The 18,534-nt window shown below is 39.0% G+C and carries 14 protein-coding genes; 5 read left to right on the top strand and 9 right to left on the bottom strand.

Annotated elements, in window-relative coordinates; genetic code table 11:
* Positions 1 to 106 precede the first annotated feature (106 nt).
* From ABP870_RS07205 to dusB, 4 genes are all read left to right on the top strand, one after another.
* Complete coding sequence (locus tag ABP870_RS07205; RefSeq protein WP_350014779.1) at positions 107 to 838, top strand: hypothetical protein; 732 nt, start codon at positions 107 to 109, stop codon at positions 836 to 838.
* Positions 839 to 860: 22 nt separating this feature from the next.
* A complete protein-coding gene (locus ABP870_RS07210) occupies positions 861 to 2,135 on the top strand; it encodes a toxic anion resistance protein (RefSeq protein WP_350014780.1) in 1,275 nt (424 codons plus the stop codon).
* A gap of 86 nt (positions 2,136 to 2,221) precedes the next feature.
* On the top strand, positions 2,222 to 3,094 hold the full coding sequence (hslO, locus tag ABP870_RS07215; protein WP_350014781.1) for an Hsp33 family molecular chaperone HslO: 873 nt from the start codon (positions 2,222 to 2,224) through the stop codon (positions 3,092 to 3,094).
* A complete protein-coding gene (gene dusB / locus ABP870_RS07220) occupies positions 3,081 to 4,058 on the top strand; it encodes a tRNA dihydrouridine synthase DusB (RefSeq protein ID WP_350014782.1) in 978 nt (325 codons plus the stop codon). Before hslO ends, dusB begins: the two co-directional genes overlap by 14 nt.
* Positions 4,059 to 5,601: 1,543 nt before the next feature.
* Here dusB and ABP870_RS07225 read toward each other — a convergent pair.
* The 9 genes from ABP870_RS07225 to ahpC all read right to left on the bottom strand — a co-directional run bounded on the left by ABP870_RS07225 (position 5,602) and on the right by ahpC (position 15,010).
* Positions 5,602 to 6,330 (bottom strand): ATP-binding cassette domain-containing protein, encoded by a 729-nt coding sequence (locus ABP870_RS07225; protein ID WP_350014783.1) that lies wholly within the window; start codon positions 6,328 to 6,330, stop codon positions 5,602 to 5,604.
* Between the two features lie 56 nt (positions 6,331 to 6,386).
* Positions 6,387 to 6,638, bottom strand: a complete 252-nt coding sequence (locus ABP870_RS07230) for a hypothetical protein (RefSeq protein ID WP_350014784.1) — start codon at positions 6,636 to 6,638, stop codon at positions 6,387 to 6,389.
* A 438-nt stretch (positions 6,639 to 7,076) separates the two neighbouring features.
* Positions 7,077 to 9,515, bottom strand: a complete 2,439-nt coding sequence (locus ABP870_RS07235; RefSeq protein WP_350014785.1) for an ATP-dependent Clp protease ATP-binding subunit — start codon at positions 9,513 to 9,515, stop codon at positions 7,077 to 7,079.
* Entirely contained in the window at positions 9,515 to 9,976 is a 462-nt protein-coding gene (locus ABP870_RS07240; protein ID WP_350014786.1) for a CtsR family transcriptional regulator, read from the bottom strand. Before ABP870_RS07240 ends, ABP870_RS07235 begins: the two co-directional genes overlap by 1 nt.
* A gap of 189 nt (positions 9,977 to 10,165) precedes the next feature.
* The gene (locus ABP870_RS07245; protein ID WP_350014787.1) at positions 10,166 to 10,333 is read right to left on the bottom strand and encodes a hypothetical protein; all 168 of its coding nucleotides are present in this window, start codon (positions 10,331 to 10,333) and stop codon (positions 10,166 to 10,168) included.
* Between the two features lie 160 nt (positions 10,334 to 10,493).
* Positions 10,494 to 11,534 (bottom strand): translation elongation factor Ts, encoded by a 1,041-nt coding sequence (gene tsf, locus ABP870_RS07250; RefSeq protein WP_350014788.1) that lies wholly within the window; start codon positions 11,532 to 11,534, stop codon positions 10,494 to 10,496.
* 188 nt (positions 11,535 to 11,722) lie between these two features.
* Positions 11,723 to 12,490 (bottom strand): 30S ribosomal protein S2, encoded by a 768-nt coding sequence (gene rpsB, locus ABP870_RS07255; protein WP_350014789.1) that lies wholly within the window; start codon positions 12,488 to 12,490, stop codon positions 11,723 to 11,725.
* Between the two features lie 391 nt (positions 12,491 to 12,881).
* Positions 12,882 to 14,426: an alkyl hydroperoxide reductase subunit F gene (gene ahpF, locus ABP870_RS07260; RefSeq protein ID WP_350014790.1), complete on the bottom strand. Its 1,545-nt coding sequence runs from the start codon at positions 14,424 to 14,426 to the stop codon at positions 12,882 to 12,884.
* Between the two features lie 23 nt (positions 14,427 to 14,449).
* Positions 14,450 to 15,010 (bottom strand): alkyl hydroperoxide reductase subunit C, encoded by a 561-nt coding sequence (gene ahpC / locus ABP870_RS07265; protein WP_350014791.1) that lies wholly within the window; start codon positions 15,008 to 15,010, stop codon positions 14,450 to 14,452.
* Positions 15,011 to 15,422: 412 nt separating this feature from the next.
* Here ahpC and ABP870_RS07270 point away from each other — a divergent pair, with 412 nt between their 5' ends.
* Positions 15,423 to 18,485: an AAA family ATPase gene (locus ABP870_RS07270; protein ID WP_350014792.1), complete on the top strand. Its 3,063-nt coding sequence runs from the start codon at positions 15,423 to 15,425 to the stop codon at positions 18,483 to 18,485.
* Positions 18,486 to 18,534 lie beyond the last annotated feature (49 nt).

The following is an 18,534-nucleotide window of genomic DNA, read 5'->3' on the forward strand; positions in this document are numbered from 1 at the left end:
TTTCCTAATCACTTATTTTTGAATTCATGGGTAAACAATTGTTTTCAACTGTTCTTTAGAGTACAATATTATTACCTTCAAAAAATTAGAAAGTGATTGGTATGGCATGGAATTCTTTCTCATCCTTATCGTCTTCATTACCATTTCTGGACTCCTCGGTACTTACTATGTAGCCAATCGTCCAACGGCTCTCCAAAGACGAAATACAACCTTACGTTTGCAAGATTTAAAAGATACCATTCAGCAAGCTGACCGCCAAGTGAAACTTTTGGATAATTACTTAGCCGATCAAGACTACACACAGTATAGCATTGTTGCTCGCCAGTTATTACCCAAATTAGATCAAATCACAGCTGAATCCGAAGTTTTAAAAAATGACATGGACCTTAAAATCTATCGCCGCGTCACTAAAAAGGCCAATGATGTCAAGGCAGATGTTAATCTACAATTGGAACGCCTTCACATTGCGACTGACTTAGAACCAGCTAGCGAAGAAGAAACAAAGCTTCTAAAACGGGCACCAGAACTAACTACCATCTACCACAACATCCAACGTGATCACCGTACGATTATGGAAAAAATTAAGGAAGCTGATAATCAAGCTGAACTGACTGCCCTACACGAAAACAATATGCGACGATTCGACGATATTCTCACAGGCTATCTTAAAATTAAAGAATCACCCAAAGATTATTACAACGCAGAGGAACGCTTGGCAGAAGCCAAAGAAGCGCTGCATCAGTTTGACTTAGAATTAGATGAAACCTTGCGCCAACTCAACGAATCTGGCCTCAAAGACTTTGACGTCAGCCTACGTATGATGCGCGATAGACTATAAAATAAAAAAAAAGGAAATTGACATGGCTGAATTTAATTTTGACATTGATAAAATTGCTAATAGTGCTGTCGCTAAAACAGATAAGACCACCGAAATTATCGCTGCTAATTCAGAAACAAGCACAGGACAAATTGCCTTCTTAGAGAAATTGACACCAGAGCAACAATCAGCTATCCAAGCCAAAGCTCCTGCTCTTGTCGATGCTTTTATAGATGACCAAAATTACCTGTTAGACTTTGGTACTTCTGCTGTTGAAGAGGTCAACAAGACTGTTAATCACATTCTCTCTGAACAGAAAAAACTCGAAATTCCACAAGTAGATGACCTACTTGCTGCGACTAATCGTGAGCTCAACGGCTTTATCGCTAAATACAAGGATGTCAAACCTGCTGAATTAGAGAAAAAACCAAACTTTATCGAAAAGATTTTCAATAAAAGCAAATCCAGCTTACAAGAATTCTACTTCGACTCAAAAAATATTGAACAAAAAATGGATAGCATGGCTGCTACTGTCGTCAAGCAAGAAGAAACCTTGGCGCGTAATATCGTATCTGCTGAAATGCTGATTGAAGACAATACCGAATCGATCGAAAATTTAGTCGGTGTCATTGCCTTCTTAGAAGCCACTCAGAACGAAGGAGCCAAGCGTGCGAATGAGCTGCAAAAGCAAGTTGCTCTATTAGACAATGCCGATCCAGAATTTCACGCTAAGACAGAAGAATTAGCTCGCATGACTGAAGTTATCAATACTCTGGAACAACAACACACTGAGTATATCAGCCGTCTCTACGTGGCTTGGACGACAACACCCCAGATGCGCAACCTGGTCAAAGTGTCATCAGACATGCGCCAAAAGCTCGGTATGCTCCGGCGTAACACCATTCCAACTATGAAGCTCTCAATCGCCCAATTGGGGATGTTGCAACAATCCGTTAAATCCGGCGCAACTGCGGATGCCATTGTTAATGCTAATAATGCCGCCCTTGAAATGTTGGCACAAACCAGCAAAGAAGCCATCCCTGCCCTTGAACGCTCCGCCCAAAGTCCAACCATGTCTATCGAATCAGTCACCGCATTGGCTGAAAGTCTCGTTGAACAAAATAATGGCATTATTGCTGCCATCGACAACGGTCGCAAGCAAAGAGCTCAACTTGAAACAGCTATCGTCAAATCAGCTGAAACAATCAATGACTCTGTCAAACTTCGCGACCAAAAGATTATCCAAGCCCTCCTTAACGAAGGTAAAGAAGTGCAAAAAGACGTCGAAGCACAAGAGGTCACACCAGATAACCAGTAAAAAAGCACTCATTTCAAGATCGAACTCCTCCATTGAGGAGTTTTCTCTTACCCCAAAATGCTGGTAAATATGGTAAAATAAAGCTTATGGATAAATTAATCAAATCGATTTCAGAATCAGGTGCCTTTAGGGCTTATGTCCTTGATAGCACCGAAACTGTTAAACAAGCACAAATAAACCATCAAACCCTATCATCATCAACAGTTGCTCTTGGACGTACCCTCATTGCTAACCAAATCCTCGCGGCTAACCAAAAGGGCGACAGTAAAATCACCGTCAAAGTCATTGGTAACAGCTCTTTCGGTCATATCATCTCCGTAGCAGATACCAAGGGAAATGTTAAAGGTTATATTCAAAACACCGGCGTTGACATTAAGAAAACAGCCACTGGCGAAGTTCTCGTTGGTCCTTTCATGGGCGCTGGTCAATTCGTTGTTATCGTTGATTATGGCACTGGAAATCCCTACACATCAACAACTCCTATCGTCTCAGGTGAAATCGGCGAAGACCTAGCCTTCTACCTAACAGAAAGTGAGCAAACCCCTTCTGCTGTAGGCCTCAACGTCCTCCTAGATGAAAATGACCAAGTCAAAGTCGCAGGTGGCTTCATGCTTCAGGTCCTTCCAGGTGCGACTGAGGAAGAAATCAGCCGCTACGAAAAGCGTATCCAAAACATGCCAGCCATTTCAACGCTCCTCGAATCGAAAGACCACATTGATGCCCTGCTATCAGCTATCTATGGTGATGAACCCTATAAACGTCTTTCAGAAGAACGCATCGGTTTCAACTGCGACTGCTCACGCCACCGCTTTGAATCAGCCCTCGCCTCGCTAGCAATCGCTGATCTAGAAGATATGAAAGAAAAAGACCGAAGCGCTGAAATTGTGTGTCAATTCTGTGGTACAAAATATCAATTTAACCAAGATGATTTGGAGGCAATTATCCGTGACAAAGATTAATTCATCATTTATGATTGGAAACGTCGAAATCCCGCATCGTACGGTTTTAGCACCTATGGCAGGGGTTACTAATTCTGCCTTTCGTACCATCGCTAAGGAGTTTGGAGCAGGACTTGTTGTCATGGAGATGATTTCTGAAAAAGGATTGCTCTACAACAACGAAAAGACCCTCCACATGCTCCACATTGACGAAAATGAACACCCAATGTCAATCCAGCTCTTCGGTGGGGATGCTGAAGGTCTCAAACGTGCCGCGGACTTCATTCAAGCCAATACCAAAGCTGATATTGTTGACATCAATATGGGGTGCCCAGTTAACAAGGTCGTCAAAAACGAAGCTGGTGCCAAATGGCTCAAGGATCCAGATAAGATTTACCACATCGTTAGCGAAGTGACATCTGTCCTTGATATCCCCTTAACTGTGAAAATGCGTACCGGCTGGGCTGACAGTTCACTCGCCGTGGAAAACGCCCTTGCTGCCGAGTCTGCTGGTGTCTCTGCTCTTGCCATGCATGGTCGTACGCGCGAACAAATGTACCGCGGACATTGTGACCATGAAACACTGGCTCGCGTCTCCAAAGCCATCACAAAAATTCCATTTATCGGCAATGGTGACGTCAAAACGGTTCATGATGCAACATTTATGATTGAAGAAATTGGCGTTGATGCTGTTATGGTCGGTCGTGCTGCCATGAACAACCCTTACATCTTTACACAAATCAATCACTTCTTCGAAACTGGCGAAGAATTACCAGAATTACCATTTGCTAAGAAATTAGATATCGCTGAAGACCACCTCAAGCGCTTGGTTGAGCTCAAAGGTGAAATGATTGCTGTCCGTGAATTCCGTGGACTTGCCCCTCACTACTTGCGTGGTACAGCAGGCGCTGCCAAAGTCCGTGGCGCTGTCTCACGTGCAGAGAGCTTCCAAGAAGTTCAAGACTTATTTAATACGATTCGATAAAAACAAAACTCACCTCAACGACTGTTGAGGTGAGTTTTTCGTAACTGCCTGATGAGGAGACATCTATCATGATCTTCTAGCCCCCTGTATACTGATGAGTAGAAAATAGAAACTGGAAGATAGATACCTTCCTATAATAAACATACCTAATATAATTAATGTTGTTGGAGCTATTCCGAATACCAAAATGTTATTAATGTTGTTCCCCGTACTTTTATAGACAATAGATGGAATTCGTAAACTGGCTTTTACTTTTGGAGTGAAAAGGCAACCCTTTTCAAAACAATAATAATGACAGAATTACTAATGATGTGACTATTAAAAATATTGAGGATTTTATAGTAATTAAGATGATTATACTTAGAAGTAACAGAATTACTGAAACGACTTCATTTAAGCTACTCTCTGATTTTGGGAATAAAAATCCTACGATAACAGAGACAATTGATAAAGATACCCCCCAAAGTAAACTCTCAAAATCTTTCGAAAAAAGAACTTCTACTAAGAGTAAAGGTATTTGAAAAATCAATATAGTCATTACAATCTCCAACCACTCTCTCTTTACAGATAGACCCATAAGGTTATATAATTTTCGGATTTGTAAAGTGCTGTCGGCATAGTGCAGAAACATGATATTTAAAAAAGGATATAGTGGAGACATAACTTTAATCATCGTATTAAAGTCAGTTGTGATACAGGAATAAATTACCAATGTGGAAAAAATAAATAGTGAAGAGGCACATAATTTTGTACGAAGCACACTTTTTAATACATTCGTTAAATATCTTGGTAGAGGGATATGCAGATACCTTCCTCCTAAGAAAGACTCTTCCATATCATCATATGGTATTAAAAAAAGTAACAAACAGATTATCAGCATGACAAGAAAACTGACGACCGCTAAATATATTGGAGGTTGAATATGTTTGGCTAAAAAGAACTCCACTCTAAACCTTCCGATATAAAAATAAAACATCGTGGAAGTCAGTATCACAAAGGAAATAACACCTTTTATTTTAGAAAAATATTTGTTAAAGTATTTGTTAAAGAAATTATAGATAGAATGACTAGCCATATATCCAACCAAAAATGAACAATGACAGGAAAAAAATAGTAAAACAGAAATTGGTAGATCACCAATCACCTGTAGTCCTGGCATCATAATAATAAAAAAAGTTCATAGATAACTATAGAGGTCACTAACTTAAACAAGTGAATAGCATATTTTATTTCTAACCCCAAGAATGGAAGCATTCTTGCCGTAAACAAAGAACTCTCTTTTATTAATATAATGGATTGAGATAGTTGAAAAATAAAGATACCAACAATAAAAGATAAATTATTATAGCTACTAATTGATAACTTGATGGCCATGGCTAACTCTGGAAGAGTAAAATCATTTCTATTCTGCCCCAACCTTGCAAATTCAACAGCATTAATGTAAAAATAATAAAAATAAGCAAGGAAAAATGAAGAGATTATACTAATGCGTCCAAATCTACTTTTAAAGATAGGACGGTTTAATACACCATGGAAAGAATCATTAATAAAAAGTGTTAAAATCTCCCATATATTGTTGTAATTTATCAAATTTTTCACCAGTTTGTCCCATTTGTTTGATTATATTCTTAATATCCTGACTTAATCCCTTATAAGGTAACAAGCATCCTTTGGACATTATATAGATATTGTTAGAGAAACGATTAAGAGTATTCATATCATGAAATACTATTACAAAACTTCTGTATCTTTTTTGAAAATTAAATAATTCTTCTAGTAATAGAGCTGTATCAAAATCCAATCCACTAAATACTTCATCCGCTAAAATGTAAGGAGTTCCCGAACAAAAAGCTGCAATAATTTGAATTTTCTTTTTCATTCCGAAAGAATATTTTTCTAATAAGACGTCTTTAAATTCTTTCAAATCAAAAATTTCCAGTAATATATCGATTTGATTATAATTAGCATTCTTATAATGTTTCAAAATAAAAGTCAAGTATTCAATGCCAGTCATATATTCTGGTAAATAAAAGTCCGATGGGATATAAAATATCTGCTCTTTATATTCTTTACTTCCAATTTTGTAACCGTTACAAATAATTTCTCCTGTAGCGTACGGAATCATCTGTGCTAGAACATTCAAAAATGTTGTTTTACCACATCCATTCGTTCCAACAATAATGCTGATTTCAGAATCTGGAAATGTACAAGTAATGCCATTTAAAATGTTATCACTCTTAAATGATTGGCTTAATTCACATATATTAAACATATCTTCTCCTAACAATTAGAGAGCTTAGTTTTCCTTTAGCTAAGCTCTCTAATTGTTTACTTACATGCAACTCCCATTTGTCCTGACTTAGGCCAATTATATCGCACATTAAAAGCAAAAGAACGACCTCCACTCGTGCAGTACCAAGCATATAAACCAACTGCAGCTAGAACAATAAGGGCTGCTACAACCAAAATCCATTTATTTTCCATCGTTTCTACATATTTTTTATTTAAATAAAGTGAATATTGAACGATAGATGAATTAACTTTATACGGAATAAAATTTAATTTATTAAGAATTGTCATTCTTGATTTCCCATTTTATTTTACAACGATGAGTTTTAAGTGTCAATATTTTTATTTAAATTAAACTATTTTAAATAAAGGCAATAATTCTGACAATGCTATTATCCGTTTTTTAGAGAACCCCCAAAATCGAAGATAGGTAACTTTATAAAAGAACCTATAAATCCAAACAAAATTAAAAAGACTTAGCCTGTGCAATACAGAACTAAATCTTTTTAATATTTAATTATCCAACTTTTGGAGTGCAACTCAAGTCGTTGATGTGAGTTTTTCTATCAATACTCTTCGAAAATCAAACTCAGACCAAACGTCGTTGACTTGATTTTCAAAGAGTATCATGTACTGTCCGTGTTTCAGTCCCTTGTTTGAAAGTTAATTCATTTGACTATGTAGGCAAGCGAAAAGTCTCTGAATCAATCAGAGACTTATTAACACCCATTAAACAATATCAAATTTAAGTTTCCCTTGTTTGACACCGATTTTGAGGATATTACCAGCAACTAGTTGTCCTGAAAGAACTAGTTCTGCCAAGTGATCTTCCACTTGTGTCTGGATGGTACGGCGTAGTGGTCGCGCCCCCATTTCAATATCATAGCCATCCTCAGCCAAGTGTTTGAGGGCTGATGGCTGGAATTTAAGAACAATATCTTTTTCAGCTAACTGTTTGATCAATGGTTGAACCATAATCTTAACCACTTCTTTCATGTGATCTTGCGTCAAGCTGTGGAAGACAACTTTTTCATCGATACGATTAATGAACTCTGGGCGATAAGCCTTCTTAAGTTCTTCCAAGATACGTTTTTCCATCGCCTCATGATCCTGTGATAAATCTTGCGCTCCAAAACCTACCGTCTTATCATCACGAAGTGCTGTCGCTCCAAGGTTTGAAGTCATGATAATCAAGGTATTTGAAAAATCAACCTTGCGACCACGAGAATCGGTTAAAACACCATCATCAAGCACTTGTAGAAGCACATTGAAAATATCAGGATGAGCCTTCTCAACCTCATCAAATAAGAGGACCGAATAAGGCTTCTGACGTACTTTTTCTGTCAATTCGCCTCCCTCATCGTAACCGACATAGCCTGGAGGGGCACCGTTAAGACGTGAAGCTGCAAATTTCTCCATGTACTCAGACATATCAAAACGAATAAGGGCAGATTCATCATCGAAAAGAACTTCTGCCAGAGCCTTAGCTAACTCTGTCTTACCAACCCCAGTTGGACCTAAGAACATGAAAGATCCGATAGGACGTTTACCAGTCCGAATACCTGACTGATTACGACGAATGGCACGACTAATAGCCGAAATCGCTGTATCTTGGCCAATAACACGTTTATGTAATTCTTTTTCCAAATTAAGATACTTTTGATTATCTGCCTGCGTCATTTTTTCCACAGGAATTCCTGTCAGACGACTAAGAGTAGCCATGATGTGTTCTTCGCTTACCTTGACAATTTTTGGAACAGTAAGCGTGTCTTCTTTTTTAAGTAAACGTGAAACAGTCTTAAGATCTCCACTCAAAAGTGCTTCATCAATTGGCGAAAGCTCTGCTTGAACTTCTTTCTTAACCATAGTTTGAACAGTAGCGCTAGCTTCATCTATCAAATCGATGGCTGAGTCTGGAAGGTTTTTACTGGTCATATACCGATGAGCAGATTTAACAGCTGTCATCAGGGCATCATCAGAAATCGATACATGATGATAAGCTTCATAACTAGGACGAAGTCCTTTGAGAATCTCAAAGGCATCTTCAACAGCAGGCTCTTCAATAATGATTTTAGCAAAACGACGCGATAGAGCTGCATCTTTTTCAATATGCTTTTGATATTCTTCTTGAGTGGTTGCGCCAACCATATGGAGTGTCCCGCGTGAAAGAGCTGGTTTAAGAATGTTAGCCGCATCTAAGGTGCTGTCCATCCCACTGCCAGACCCCATAATCGTGTGCATTTCATCCACAAAGAGGATAATGTGCCCGTCTGTCTCGATATCATCGATGATTTGATTCATACGCTCCTCAAAATCACCGCGGAATCGGGTCCCTGCAACCACGCTCATCATATCTAATTCCAGAACTCGCATATCACGCAGCTCATAAGGAATCTCTCCACTAGCAATACGTTGGGCTAAACCATAAGCCAAAGCTGTTTTACCGACACCAGCATCACCGACTAAGACGGGATTGTTCTTAGTTTTACGGCTGAGCACCTGTACCATACGAGAAATTTCTTGGTCGCGGCCCACAACCGTTTCTAAAGCGCCAGCCTGCGCCATAGCTGTTAAGTCGCGTGTGAAATCCGATAATTCTCCAGCTGTTGATGGTGGTTTCATCATATCTGTAAAATTATTAGCCTTAGGGCGTTTAGGTTTTTTCAACTCGTGAATGGATTTGACTTGATCCTTAGTAAAGCCCGCATGTTTCTCTAAACTTTGACGGAGGCTAAAAATCGAAGATCCTTCACCATCATTTTTAAGTTTAAAACCAGCTAATTCCAAGATACGGATGGGCATCATTTGTGGATTTAGGAGCATCGCCATCAAAACATGCTCGGTACCAACCTCTTCATCTCCAGTAATATGACTAATTTGTTCCGCAAAAGCCAAGATCTCAGCTGTCGCTACCGATTGCTCATGAAGATCAAACTGATTAATACTATCATCAAAAGTCTTCTCCGACGCTAAAATAGCAGCTGCAAAATAATCATTTTCACCGGTCTCACTGTCAAATTCTCGGAAAGTTAATCCTGCAATGGTTTCATCACTAGAAATTAATCCAAGCAAAAGATGCCAACTTTCTAACAATTGGCAAGAGAATTGTGTTGCAATAATTTGTGACAGGCCAAAAACTTCCTGCATTTTTTGTGAATACTTAACCATTATGATTCCTTTTTCCTATCCAACCGATGGAGGAGTTTCTTTAACATTCTAGTTCTAATAAAAGGGGCATCTTGTCCTAATACGGCATCAGAAGTCATTGATAACAGCAAGTTGCCTTCTCGCTCCGTGATCACCTTTTCTTCAAATAAGAGTTGAATAAGATCATCAAAAACCTGTTGGCTAACCCGCTCACCAACGGTTGCCATCAAAGAACCCAGTAATTGATGATTATCTGAAAACTTAACCTTGGCAATGCGAATGTAGCCGCCACCACCGCGTTTACTTTCAACCAAATAACCTCGACTCTCTGTGAAGCGTGTCTTTATAACATAGTTGATCTGACTGGGAACAACCTGAAAAGACTCGGCCAGATGAGATCGCTTAATTTCGGTCATACCTGACTGAGCCAACAATTGTTTGATATACTCTTCAATCTGGTCTGAAGTATTTTTTGACGACATTAAGGACCCCCTTTCTTACTTTGACTATAACTGACTATAATTATATCAAATTTTCAAGACATTTAAAACCTTAAGCCTTAAGTATTTATCCTTAGGCAGACGAAAAGAATCGGACCATCAGCTTAACTCTTTTCAGTTTTTTTCACCACTGATAAATCTCCAAGACGATAAGGGATAAACTACCGCTTACTACAAAGGAAATTGATAGCATTCTAACCCCAGGTCCTGAATAGCTTTGGCTAACATCAACTGTGTCATCATCGCACCCATATTACTGGCTATGATAGCCATACTGGTAACGAAGGGTTGACGAGCTATGTCAAAAGATTTTGCGATACTTGCAAAAATAACTAGCATCCCACCCACAACACCAGAAACAACCAAGAATGAACCTAGTCAATAGAAAACAATAGAGACATTTTCAAAAATGGTGACTTTGCCATATTAGACCTTTTGCATTTAGCCATAAGAAAGACACCTCTTTTTATCGAGGTGCCCTAGATTAACGATTAATCAATTATTTACCAAGAGCTGCTGCCATTGTAGCTGCAACTTCGTTTTCAAAGTCATTTGAAGCTTTTTCAATACCTTCACCAACTTCGAAACGGGCAAATGCAACAACTTTAGCATTTACTGATTCTAAGTATTGCTCAACTGTTTTGCTGTCATCCATGATGTAGACTTGTGCAAGAAGTGTGTATTGTTGGTCAACTTTAGTGTTGTCAAGCATGAAGCGATCCATTTTACCTGGGATGATTTTGTCCCAAATTTTTTCTGGTTTACCTTCAGCAGCAAGTTCTGCCTTGATGTCTTCTTCAGCTTTTGCAATCACTTCGTCAGTCAATTGTGCTTTTGATCCATACGCATAGTGTGGAAGGGCTGGTTTGTTAACCATCGCACGAGATTCGTTGTCTTGATCGATACCGTGGTTCAATTGTGCTAATTCATCTTTAACAAATTGCTCATCAAGTTCAGTATATGAAAGAACTGATGGATTCATTGCAGCGATATGCATTGAAATTTGCTTAGCAAGTGCTTCATCGCCACCTTCAACAACTGAGATAACGCCGATACGTCCACCATTATGTTGGTAAGCACCGAAAGCTTGATCATCTGTTTTTTCGATAACAGCAAAGCGACGGAATGAAATTTTTTCTCCGATAGTAGCTGTTGCGTTAACATATGCTTCTTCAAGTGTTTCACCTGAAGCTAATTTAACGTTAACAGCTTCTTCATTGTTAGCTGGTTTAGCTGCTGCAAGTGCTTTTGCAGTTTCGTTTACCAATTCAACAAATTGAGCGTTTTTAGCAACAAAGTCAGTTTCAGCGTTAACTTCAACAACGGCTGCAACGTTACCATCAACGTAAACCCCAGTCAAACCTTCAGCAGCTACGCGGTCAGCTTTTTTAGCTGCTTTAGCCATACCTTTTTCGCGAAGTAATTCAATCGCTTTATCCATATCGCCATCAGTTTCAACAAGTGCTTTTTTAGCGTCCATAACACCAGCACCTGATTTTTCACGCAATTCTTTAACGAGTTTTGCAGTAATTTCTGCCATGAGTAGATCTCCTTAACCTATAATCTGAGAAAACAATTCCTGATCATCAGTTCTTGTTACTCTTTTTAATAACTAACCAAATAAAAACAAAAGAGACTAGGGCTTAGCCCTGCCCCTTTCGCAAGTAATGTCCATTCTTGCCAATCAAGCTCAAATGGTAAAGTGGACAAGCGTCCTTTTTACTTTTCTTAGTTGTTGTCGCCTTCTACAACTTCAACGATCTCTTCGATTGATTCTGCGTTTGCTTCTTCTTGGAAGTCAACACCAGCATCTTCGCCTTGGTTACCTTCAATAACAGCATCAGCCAATTTAGAAGTAATCAATTTAACGGCACGAATAGCATCGTCATTTGCTGGGATAATAACATCGATCTCATCTGGATCAGCGTTTGTATCAACCATAGCTACAACTGGAATACCAAGTTTTTTAGCTTCTTTAACAGCGATTTGTTCTTTATGTGGGTCAACGATGTACATAACATCTGGAATACGAGGCATATCTTCGATACCACCCAAGAATTTTTCAAGACGTGCACGTTGTTTGTTCAACAAGGCAACTTCTTTCTTAGGAAGAACTTCGAAAGTTCCATCTTCTTCCATGCGTTTGATCTCTTTCAATTTAGCGATACGTTTTTGGATTGTATCCCAGTTTGTAAGAGTTCCACCCAACCAACGGTGGTTGATGTAATATTGACCAGCACGAGTAGCTTCTTCTGCTACTGCTTCAGCTGCTTGTTTTTTAGTACCAACGAATAAGATAACTGCATCGTTTGCTGCTGCGTCACGAACGAAGTCGTAAGCTTGATCAGCTAATTTTACAGTTTGTTGAAGGTCGATAACGTGGATACCGTTACGCTCAGTAAAGATATACTTAGCCATTTTAGGGTTCCAGCGACGAGTTTGGTGACCAAAGTGAACACCAGCCTCAAGAAGTTGTTTCATTGAAATTACTGCCATGAGTAGTTTCTCCTTTTATGTTTTTTTCCTCTTCCAGCCGTCAACTTGCAAGACCACCACGCGGGCAACAGCCTCACAATGGAGCCAGAATGAGTATTTATTGCCTAAGCAACTAGTATAGTCTATCAAAAATCATACTAAAAAGCAAGTCATTACATGATATTTTAACGGCTTCTTTGCCCTTTAGATAAATGATTTGGACATATGCGGATGCATATTTTCTTTTAAACTCTAAAAGGTTTCACTAAAGCTACTTGGTTCAGTCCAATTAGTAACCTCTTATTATCAAGCGATACTACTACTTGCTATCCTAAACAACGCAAAAGAAGTGGAGATAGCCTTCCCAAAAGGTGCTCTCCTACTTCTTCAAAGTTTTTTGATACAGCCTTAACTAATCGGATATAGGATTTCGAATGAGATAGTCAAAGGCACCGATAGCTGCTGTGGCTCCAGAGCCCATGGAAATGATGATTTGCTTGTAGGCAGAATCCGTACAATCCCCTGCAGCAAAAATACCTGGAATGTTAGTTGCCCCCTGCTTGTCAACCACAATTTCCCCTCGCTGGTTCAACTCAATATCGCTATCAGTTAACCAAGAGGTGTTTGGAACTAGACCAATTTGTACAAAGACACCCTCTAAGGAAATGGTCTTTTCTTCTTCAGACTCACGATCACTATAACGTAAACCTGTCACCTGAGTATCTCCCAGAATTTCTTGAGTAGCAACATTTTTCAGAACAGTTATACTATCAGTTTGTGAGATTCGTTCTTGTAATACTTGATCAGCTTTCAGTTCTGGTAAAAACTCTAAAACATACACATGCTTAGCCAAACCTGCTAGGTCTAAAGCAGCTTCAAGTCCAGAATTGCCACCACCAATCACTGCAACATCCTTGCCCTCAAAAAGAGGTCCATCACAGTGCGGGCAGTAAGTGACTCCTTTATTGCGAAATTCAGCTTCGCCTGGAACGTTAATATTGCGCCATTTGGCACCTAGGGCCAGAATGACGGTTTTGGCTTCTAGAACAGCGCCATTTGACAACGTCAAGGTAATCACCTTGGCTTTCTCAACAGAACTCACTTTTTGGGCTTTAATGATGTCAACATCATAACTCTTAGTGTGTTCCTCTATTTGCGCCATCAACTTAGGACCCTCTGTATAGAGATTTCCGATCATGTTTTCAATGCCGACAGTCTCCATGACTTGTCCACCGAATGTCTCAGCCACTAAGCCCGTTTTCAAACCTTTTCGCGCGGCATAGATAGCCGCACTATTGCCAGCTGGACCGCCACCAACGACTAGGACATCATAGATCCCCTTATCAGCAAAGGCTTCTTCTGACAAGGGACCTGACACTTTATCTACCAGCTGTTCAATAGTTGCGCGACCCGATGACCACTCAGAACCATTTAAATATACCGTCGGAACGGACATGATTCCTTTAGACGTTACTTCATCTTGAAACATTCCTCCCTCGATCATCGTATGCGAAATGTTGTCATTTAATACCGACATGATATTTAAGGCCTGAACCACATCCGGACAATTATGACACGTTAGGCTAACATAGGTTTCAAATTGAAGTTTTTGATCAATAGCTCTGATCCGGTCTATCAGATCTGGCTCAATTTTCGGAGCACGACCAGAGACTTGCAAAATAGCCAAAATAAATGACGCAAACTCATGTCCTAATGGAATTCCTGAAAAGATGATCCCACTAGATTCTCCTTTTTTTGACACTTGAAAACTAGGAATTCTCTCTAGAGTTATCGACTCACGACTAATGCGATCTGACATAGTCTCAATTTCTGTGATAAACTCATCCATCTTTTGAGAATTGTGATCATCGCCAAGACAAACCTGCAATACAATATCTGACTCCAATAATTCTAAATAACTTTGAAGTTGAGATTTGATGTCATTAGATAATGTCATAGACGTCCTCCTCGTTTTTCTGATTATATTTTTCCAACTAAATCTAAGCTTGGCGTCAAGGTTTCAGCGCCTTCTTTCCATTTAGCGGGACAAACCTCTCCTGGATGCTCGCGCACATACTGAGCTGCATGGATTTTATCAATCAAGGTGCTGGCATCGCGTCCAATACCATCAGCATTTATTTCCATCATTTGAATGATACCATCAGGATCCACAATAAAGGTTCCCCGTTGAGCAAGACCATCCTCTCCTAAGACATCAAAACCTTGTGACAAAACGTGAGAAGGATCACCAATCATTGGGAAAGTGATTGTTCCCACGACATCAGACTCATCATGCCAAGCTTTGTGGACAAAGTGTGTATCTGTTGATACTGAATAAACTTCCACCCCTAGTGATGTCAGCTCCTCATACTGATCTTGTAAATCTCCTAATTCCGTTGGGCAAACAAAGGAGAAGTCAGCTGGGTAGAAACAAAAGATAGCCCATTTCCCTTTGATGTCGTCACTGCTAACCGTTATAAATTCACCTTGATGATAGGCTTGTGCTTGAAAGTCAACCATTTCTTTTCCAATTAATGACATATGTGTATCCTCCTTAAATATAATGATAGGGTTTAAGATTATTATATAACAATAATCTTAAATAATCCTTTAGGAGACACCGAAATGTTCGCGCTTCCATCGTTGTTATTATCGATTTTCTGCTTATTTCTATTTAGTGACAAATGAACGGAAGTGACAGAAAATTTATAAACGATTGCCTACCACAGTGCCTGCCATTATCTCAAGACTTGTTATTGCCTTAAATGACTTACTTCTCAATAGAAGTTTGTTAAAGATTACAAAAGTTAACAATTTGGTGATAGCCTTCATGCGACAACCAAATGATCGACCGAAAGATAGACAGGTCAAAGGGAGCTTACTTAGAAGGGACTTGCTAAAAGGACAAGATTAGGTTATATTGAAGGTAATTACGTATGGAGGCGCTTACAAAATGGTAGATATCAGCTTAAAATTACTTGGCAACCCCAAAATTTTTTTAAATGGACAAGAACAATTTTTCACATTTTCTAAAGTAAATGCCCTCCTCTACTACCTTGCCATCAATGGTTCTGCCAATCGCGAAGTCGTCGCTAGCTTACTTTGGGAAAACAAAAGTACCCAAACAGCTAAAAAGAATCTTCGAAACACCATTTACCAAGCCAATAAAGGAACTAAAGCTGACATCATTATTTGTCCTAACAGGAACACTATTACGCTGAATCCTGATTTAAATATCAAGACGGATGTTGAACTCTTTTTAAAGTCACCCAAACATCATCTGGATCTGTATCAGGGCGATTTTTTGCAGGGTTTTTATCTCAAAAACTGTGAGGAGTTTGAGGTTTGGATATCTAAGCTGCGTCTTCAGTATGAACAAATCTTTTTAAAAGCCTCCTACCAAAAGGTGGAAGAAGGCCTCTCTCTTGATAACGAAGAAGATAATGAACAATACTTAAAACAACTCATTGAACGTGACGAATACGAAGAACGGCATTACCAATTATTAATGCGTTTTTACCAACAACAAAAACGTCCTAGTAAAGCAATTGAAACCTATTATCAATTAACCAACCTCCTCGAGAAAGAACTTAGTATTCAACCAAGTAACCAAAGCCAACAGATTTATCAAGAAATTCTAGCCAATCATCGTAATGACTGTACCGTTAGTCACTTTCTCCGAACTAGCGATACCTTTTTAGGACGAAGCCACGAAATTCGACAATTGGAAACTTTTTTAGCCAGCTGTTTGACTAATCACGATGCCGAAATGATGCTCCTGATTGGGGACACTGGAATCGGAAAAAGAACCTTGGCTAAACAAGTTTTAGCTGCTCAAAGCTCACGCTTTCAAATGGTGACAGCAGAGTGTTTCCGCGAAGAATACGAGAATCCTTTTCAACTATGGCGCACTCTTCTAAATCACTTAGGGGATTTGGTTATTCAACATAGATTACTAACTCCTCAAGGTTGGAAAATGTCTTTGAAACAACATTTCACCACTATCCTTGGGCAAACAGAAAACGATGACCATCTGGTTTTATCTAAGCAACTAAACGCTCTTAGCTATTTTCTTGTAGACATCTTACAGCAACTAGCTGCCATTAAACCAATGGTTATTCTGATTGAAGATATCCACTGGATTGATCAGGGAAGCCTATCCATTCTTCAAAAGGTTATTCACCAAGTGACAGATAGTCCTTTAGCGTTCATCTTTACCAAACACCCGGGAACACCGATTCACCTCGAAAATTATTTGAATGCTTTAACGAGTCAAAAGAAATTACAGGCCATCTTACTGGAGCCATTCACGCGCCAAGAAAGTTTCGATTTTATTCATAGTCAACTAAGTGATCAGACAATCGATCCCGAAGAGCTTGAACGACTCTATCAAGTCAGCCAAGGCATCCCTTTCTTTTTATCTGAATACACCAAACTCCTTATCAATAAAGAGAAGTTTGTCCCTCTCACACCAGCAATCAAGGCTAAGCTGGGACTAAAGTTAGCTAATCTAGATAGTTTGGCCAATGAACTATTAAATCTTTTAGCCTGCTGTCCTCAAGCAGTTCCACTTAATACCCTGGCACAGGTAATGTCTGTTTCCTTAGAGGAAATCATAACTATTGTTGATAATCTTTGCAGCTACTATATTTTAATAGAATCTAACCAAGATGATGATATCGTCATCAATTTTCGAAAACAGATCGTGCGACTTTATTGCTACGATAGGTTATCCAAATCGAGAAAACAACTTCTTCACGGACAGATTGCTAAACGCTTGGAAGAAAGGCTTGCAATTTTGCCACCTACACCAAAACTGTTACAAGAAATAGCCTACCATTTTGAGCAATCTCATCAAGATATCAAAGCATTAGAATATAGCCTGAATTATCTCGATAACACCTTAGACTATCAACATGAACTATTCCCCATTTATTCTAAATATTCAGCGCGAAATGAATTGTCAACAGACGACAATCAAAGACTAATCGAAAAACAATTTAAAAATATCCAACAGCGCATTGACTATTTGGAAACAAGGTATGAAAATAATAGGGATTTTCAAGAGTTAGTTGTTCGTTTTTCTTACTTGGAAGGACGTTACGATATTCGAATTGGTCGCTACCAAGAAGGCATTAAACATATTCAAAAGGTTATCGCTCTAGCGACTGATCTCAAACAATCTTCCTTTTTATTAGAAGGCTACCGACAGCTCATCCACTACTGCATTCAAGTGGAAAATAAAGTCGAGATGAAATACTACTCTGAAACTTCTTTAGAAGCCGCCGTAGCTGCCAATCATTTTGAAGCTATCGCTATTAGTTTAAGGTTTAAAGGGCTCTATCATCTGATCATCGGAGACTTGGACGAAGCTAAGCGATTGTTAAGGCAATCCATTGACTTTTTCAAGGTGACTCCCTCTTTAGAATCTCAATACACGATTCAAATAGCAGCTGCTTTAGACTATTTAGCCGAAATCTATCAAATCAAGCAAGAATTTGATAAAGCCATTCACTATCAACAAACAGCCATAAAGCTAACTGAAAAAGCAGATGCCGAAGTGCCTGCAAGTGTCTTTTATATCGGATTAGGCATTTCCTACTTCATCATTGGTCAGCTTGATACGTCAGAGCAGATGTTAGTCATTGCTAGACAAGGTCTAAAAAAACACCTACGCCCTTGGAAGGAAATCCAGTTAGACATTTACTTAGCTATCATTCAATGGAAAAAAGGGGTTACTGGTCCTGTGATAGACTTGCTAAGACAAAGGGATAAACTGGAATCTAGGTATGGTAATCCGAGAGATAAAGGCTTTATTTATTACGTTATGGCAGTAGTTAAATACCATCTACTAACCGCTAAACAGTCGTTAAGCGAAACCGATTGCGATTATTTAGAAGCGACACTAATAGAATCTTTTGACCGGTACTACGAGATTGCTATGGCTAATCTTAATCCTTATCGTGACAACCATCTCTGTTGTGAACTGACACGTTTACGGCAAAAACTAGCTTAGTTCAAACGAAAACTCTCCGTATCTCATTCCCAAAGAAATGCGCTACGGA

The sequence above is a fragment of the Streptococcus jiangjianxini genome, from assembly GCF_040225085.1.
Lineage (GTDB): Bacteria > Bacillota > Bacilli > Lactobacillales > Streptococcaceae > Streptococcus > Streptococcus jiangjianxini.

Excerpts from the sequence above, each read along its gene's own strand:
- ahpC (WP_350014791.1), bottom strand. The coding sequence starts at position 15,010 with ATGTCATTAATTGGAAAAGAAATGGTTGACTTTCAAGCACAAGCCTAT.
- ahpF (WP_350014790.1), bottom strand. The coding sequence starts at position 14,426 with ATGACATTATCTAATGACATCAAATCTCAACTTCAAAGTTATTTAGAA.
- ABP870_RS07230 (WP_350014784.1), bottom strand. The coding sequence starts at position 6,638 with ATGACAATTCTTAATAAATTAAATTTTATTCCGTATAAAGTTAATTCA.
- ABP870_RS07270 (WP_350014792.1), top strand. The coding sequence starts at position 15,423 with ATGGTAGATATCAGCTTAAAATTACTTGGCAACCCCAAAATTTTTTTA.
- ABP870_RS07225 (WP_350014783.1), bottom strand. The coding sequence starts at position 6,330 with ATGTTTAATATATGTGAATTAAGCCAATCATTTAAGAGTGATAACATT.
- ABP870_RS07235 (WP_350014785.1), bottom strand. The coding sequence starts at position 9,515 with ATGGTTAAGTATTCACAAAAAATGCAGGAAGTTTTTGGCCTGTCACAA.
- ABP870_RS07245 (WP_350014787.1), bottom strand. The coding sequence starts at position 10,333 with ATGCTAGTTATTTTTGCAAGTATCGCAAAATCTTTTGACATAGCTCGT.
- ABP870_RS07210 (WP_350014780.1), top strand. The coding sequence starts at position 861 with ATGGCTGAATTTAATTTTGACATTGATAAAATTGCTAATAGTGCTGTC.
- rpsB (WP_350014789.1), bottom strand. The coding sequence starts at position 12,490 with ATGGCAGTAATTTCAATGAAACAACTTCTTGAGGCTGGTGTTCACTTT.
- ABP870_RS07240 (WP_350014786.1), bottom strand. The coding sequence starts at position 9,976 with ATGTCGTCAAAAAATACTTCAGACCAGATTGAAGAGTATATCAAACAA.
- tsf (WP_350014788.1), bottom strand. The coding sequence starts at position 11,534 with ATGGCAGAAATTACTGCAAAACTCGTTAAAGAATTGCGTGAAAAATCA.
- ABP870_RS07205 (WP_350014779.1), top strand. The coding sequence starts at position 107 with ATGGAATTCTTTCTCATCCTTATCGTCTTCATTACCATTTCTGGACTC.
- hslO (WP_350014781.1), top strand. The coding sequence starts at position 2,222 with ATGGATAAATTAATCAAATCGATTTCAGAATCAGGTGCCTTTAGGGCT.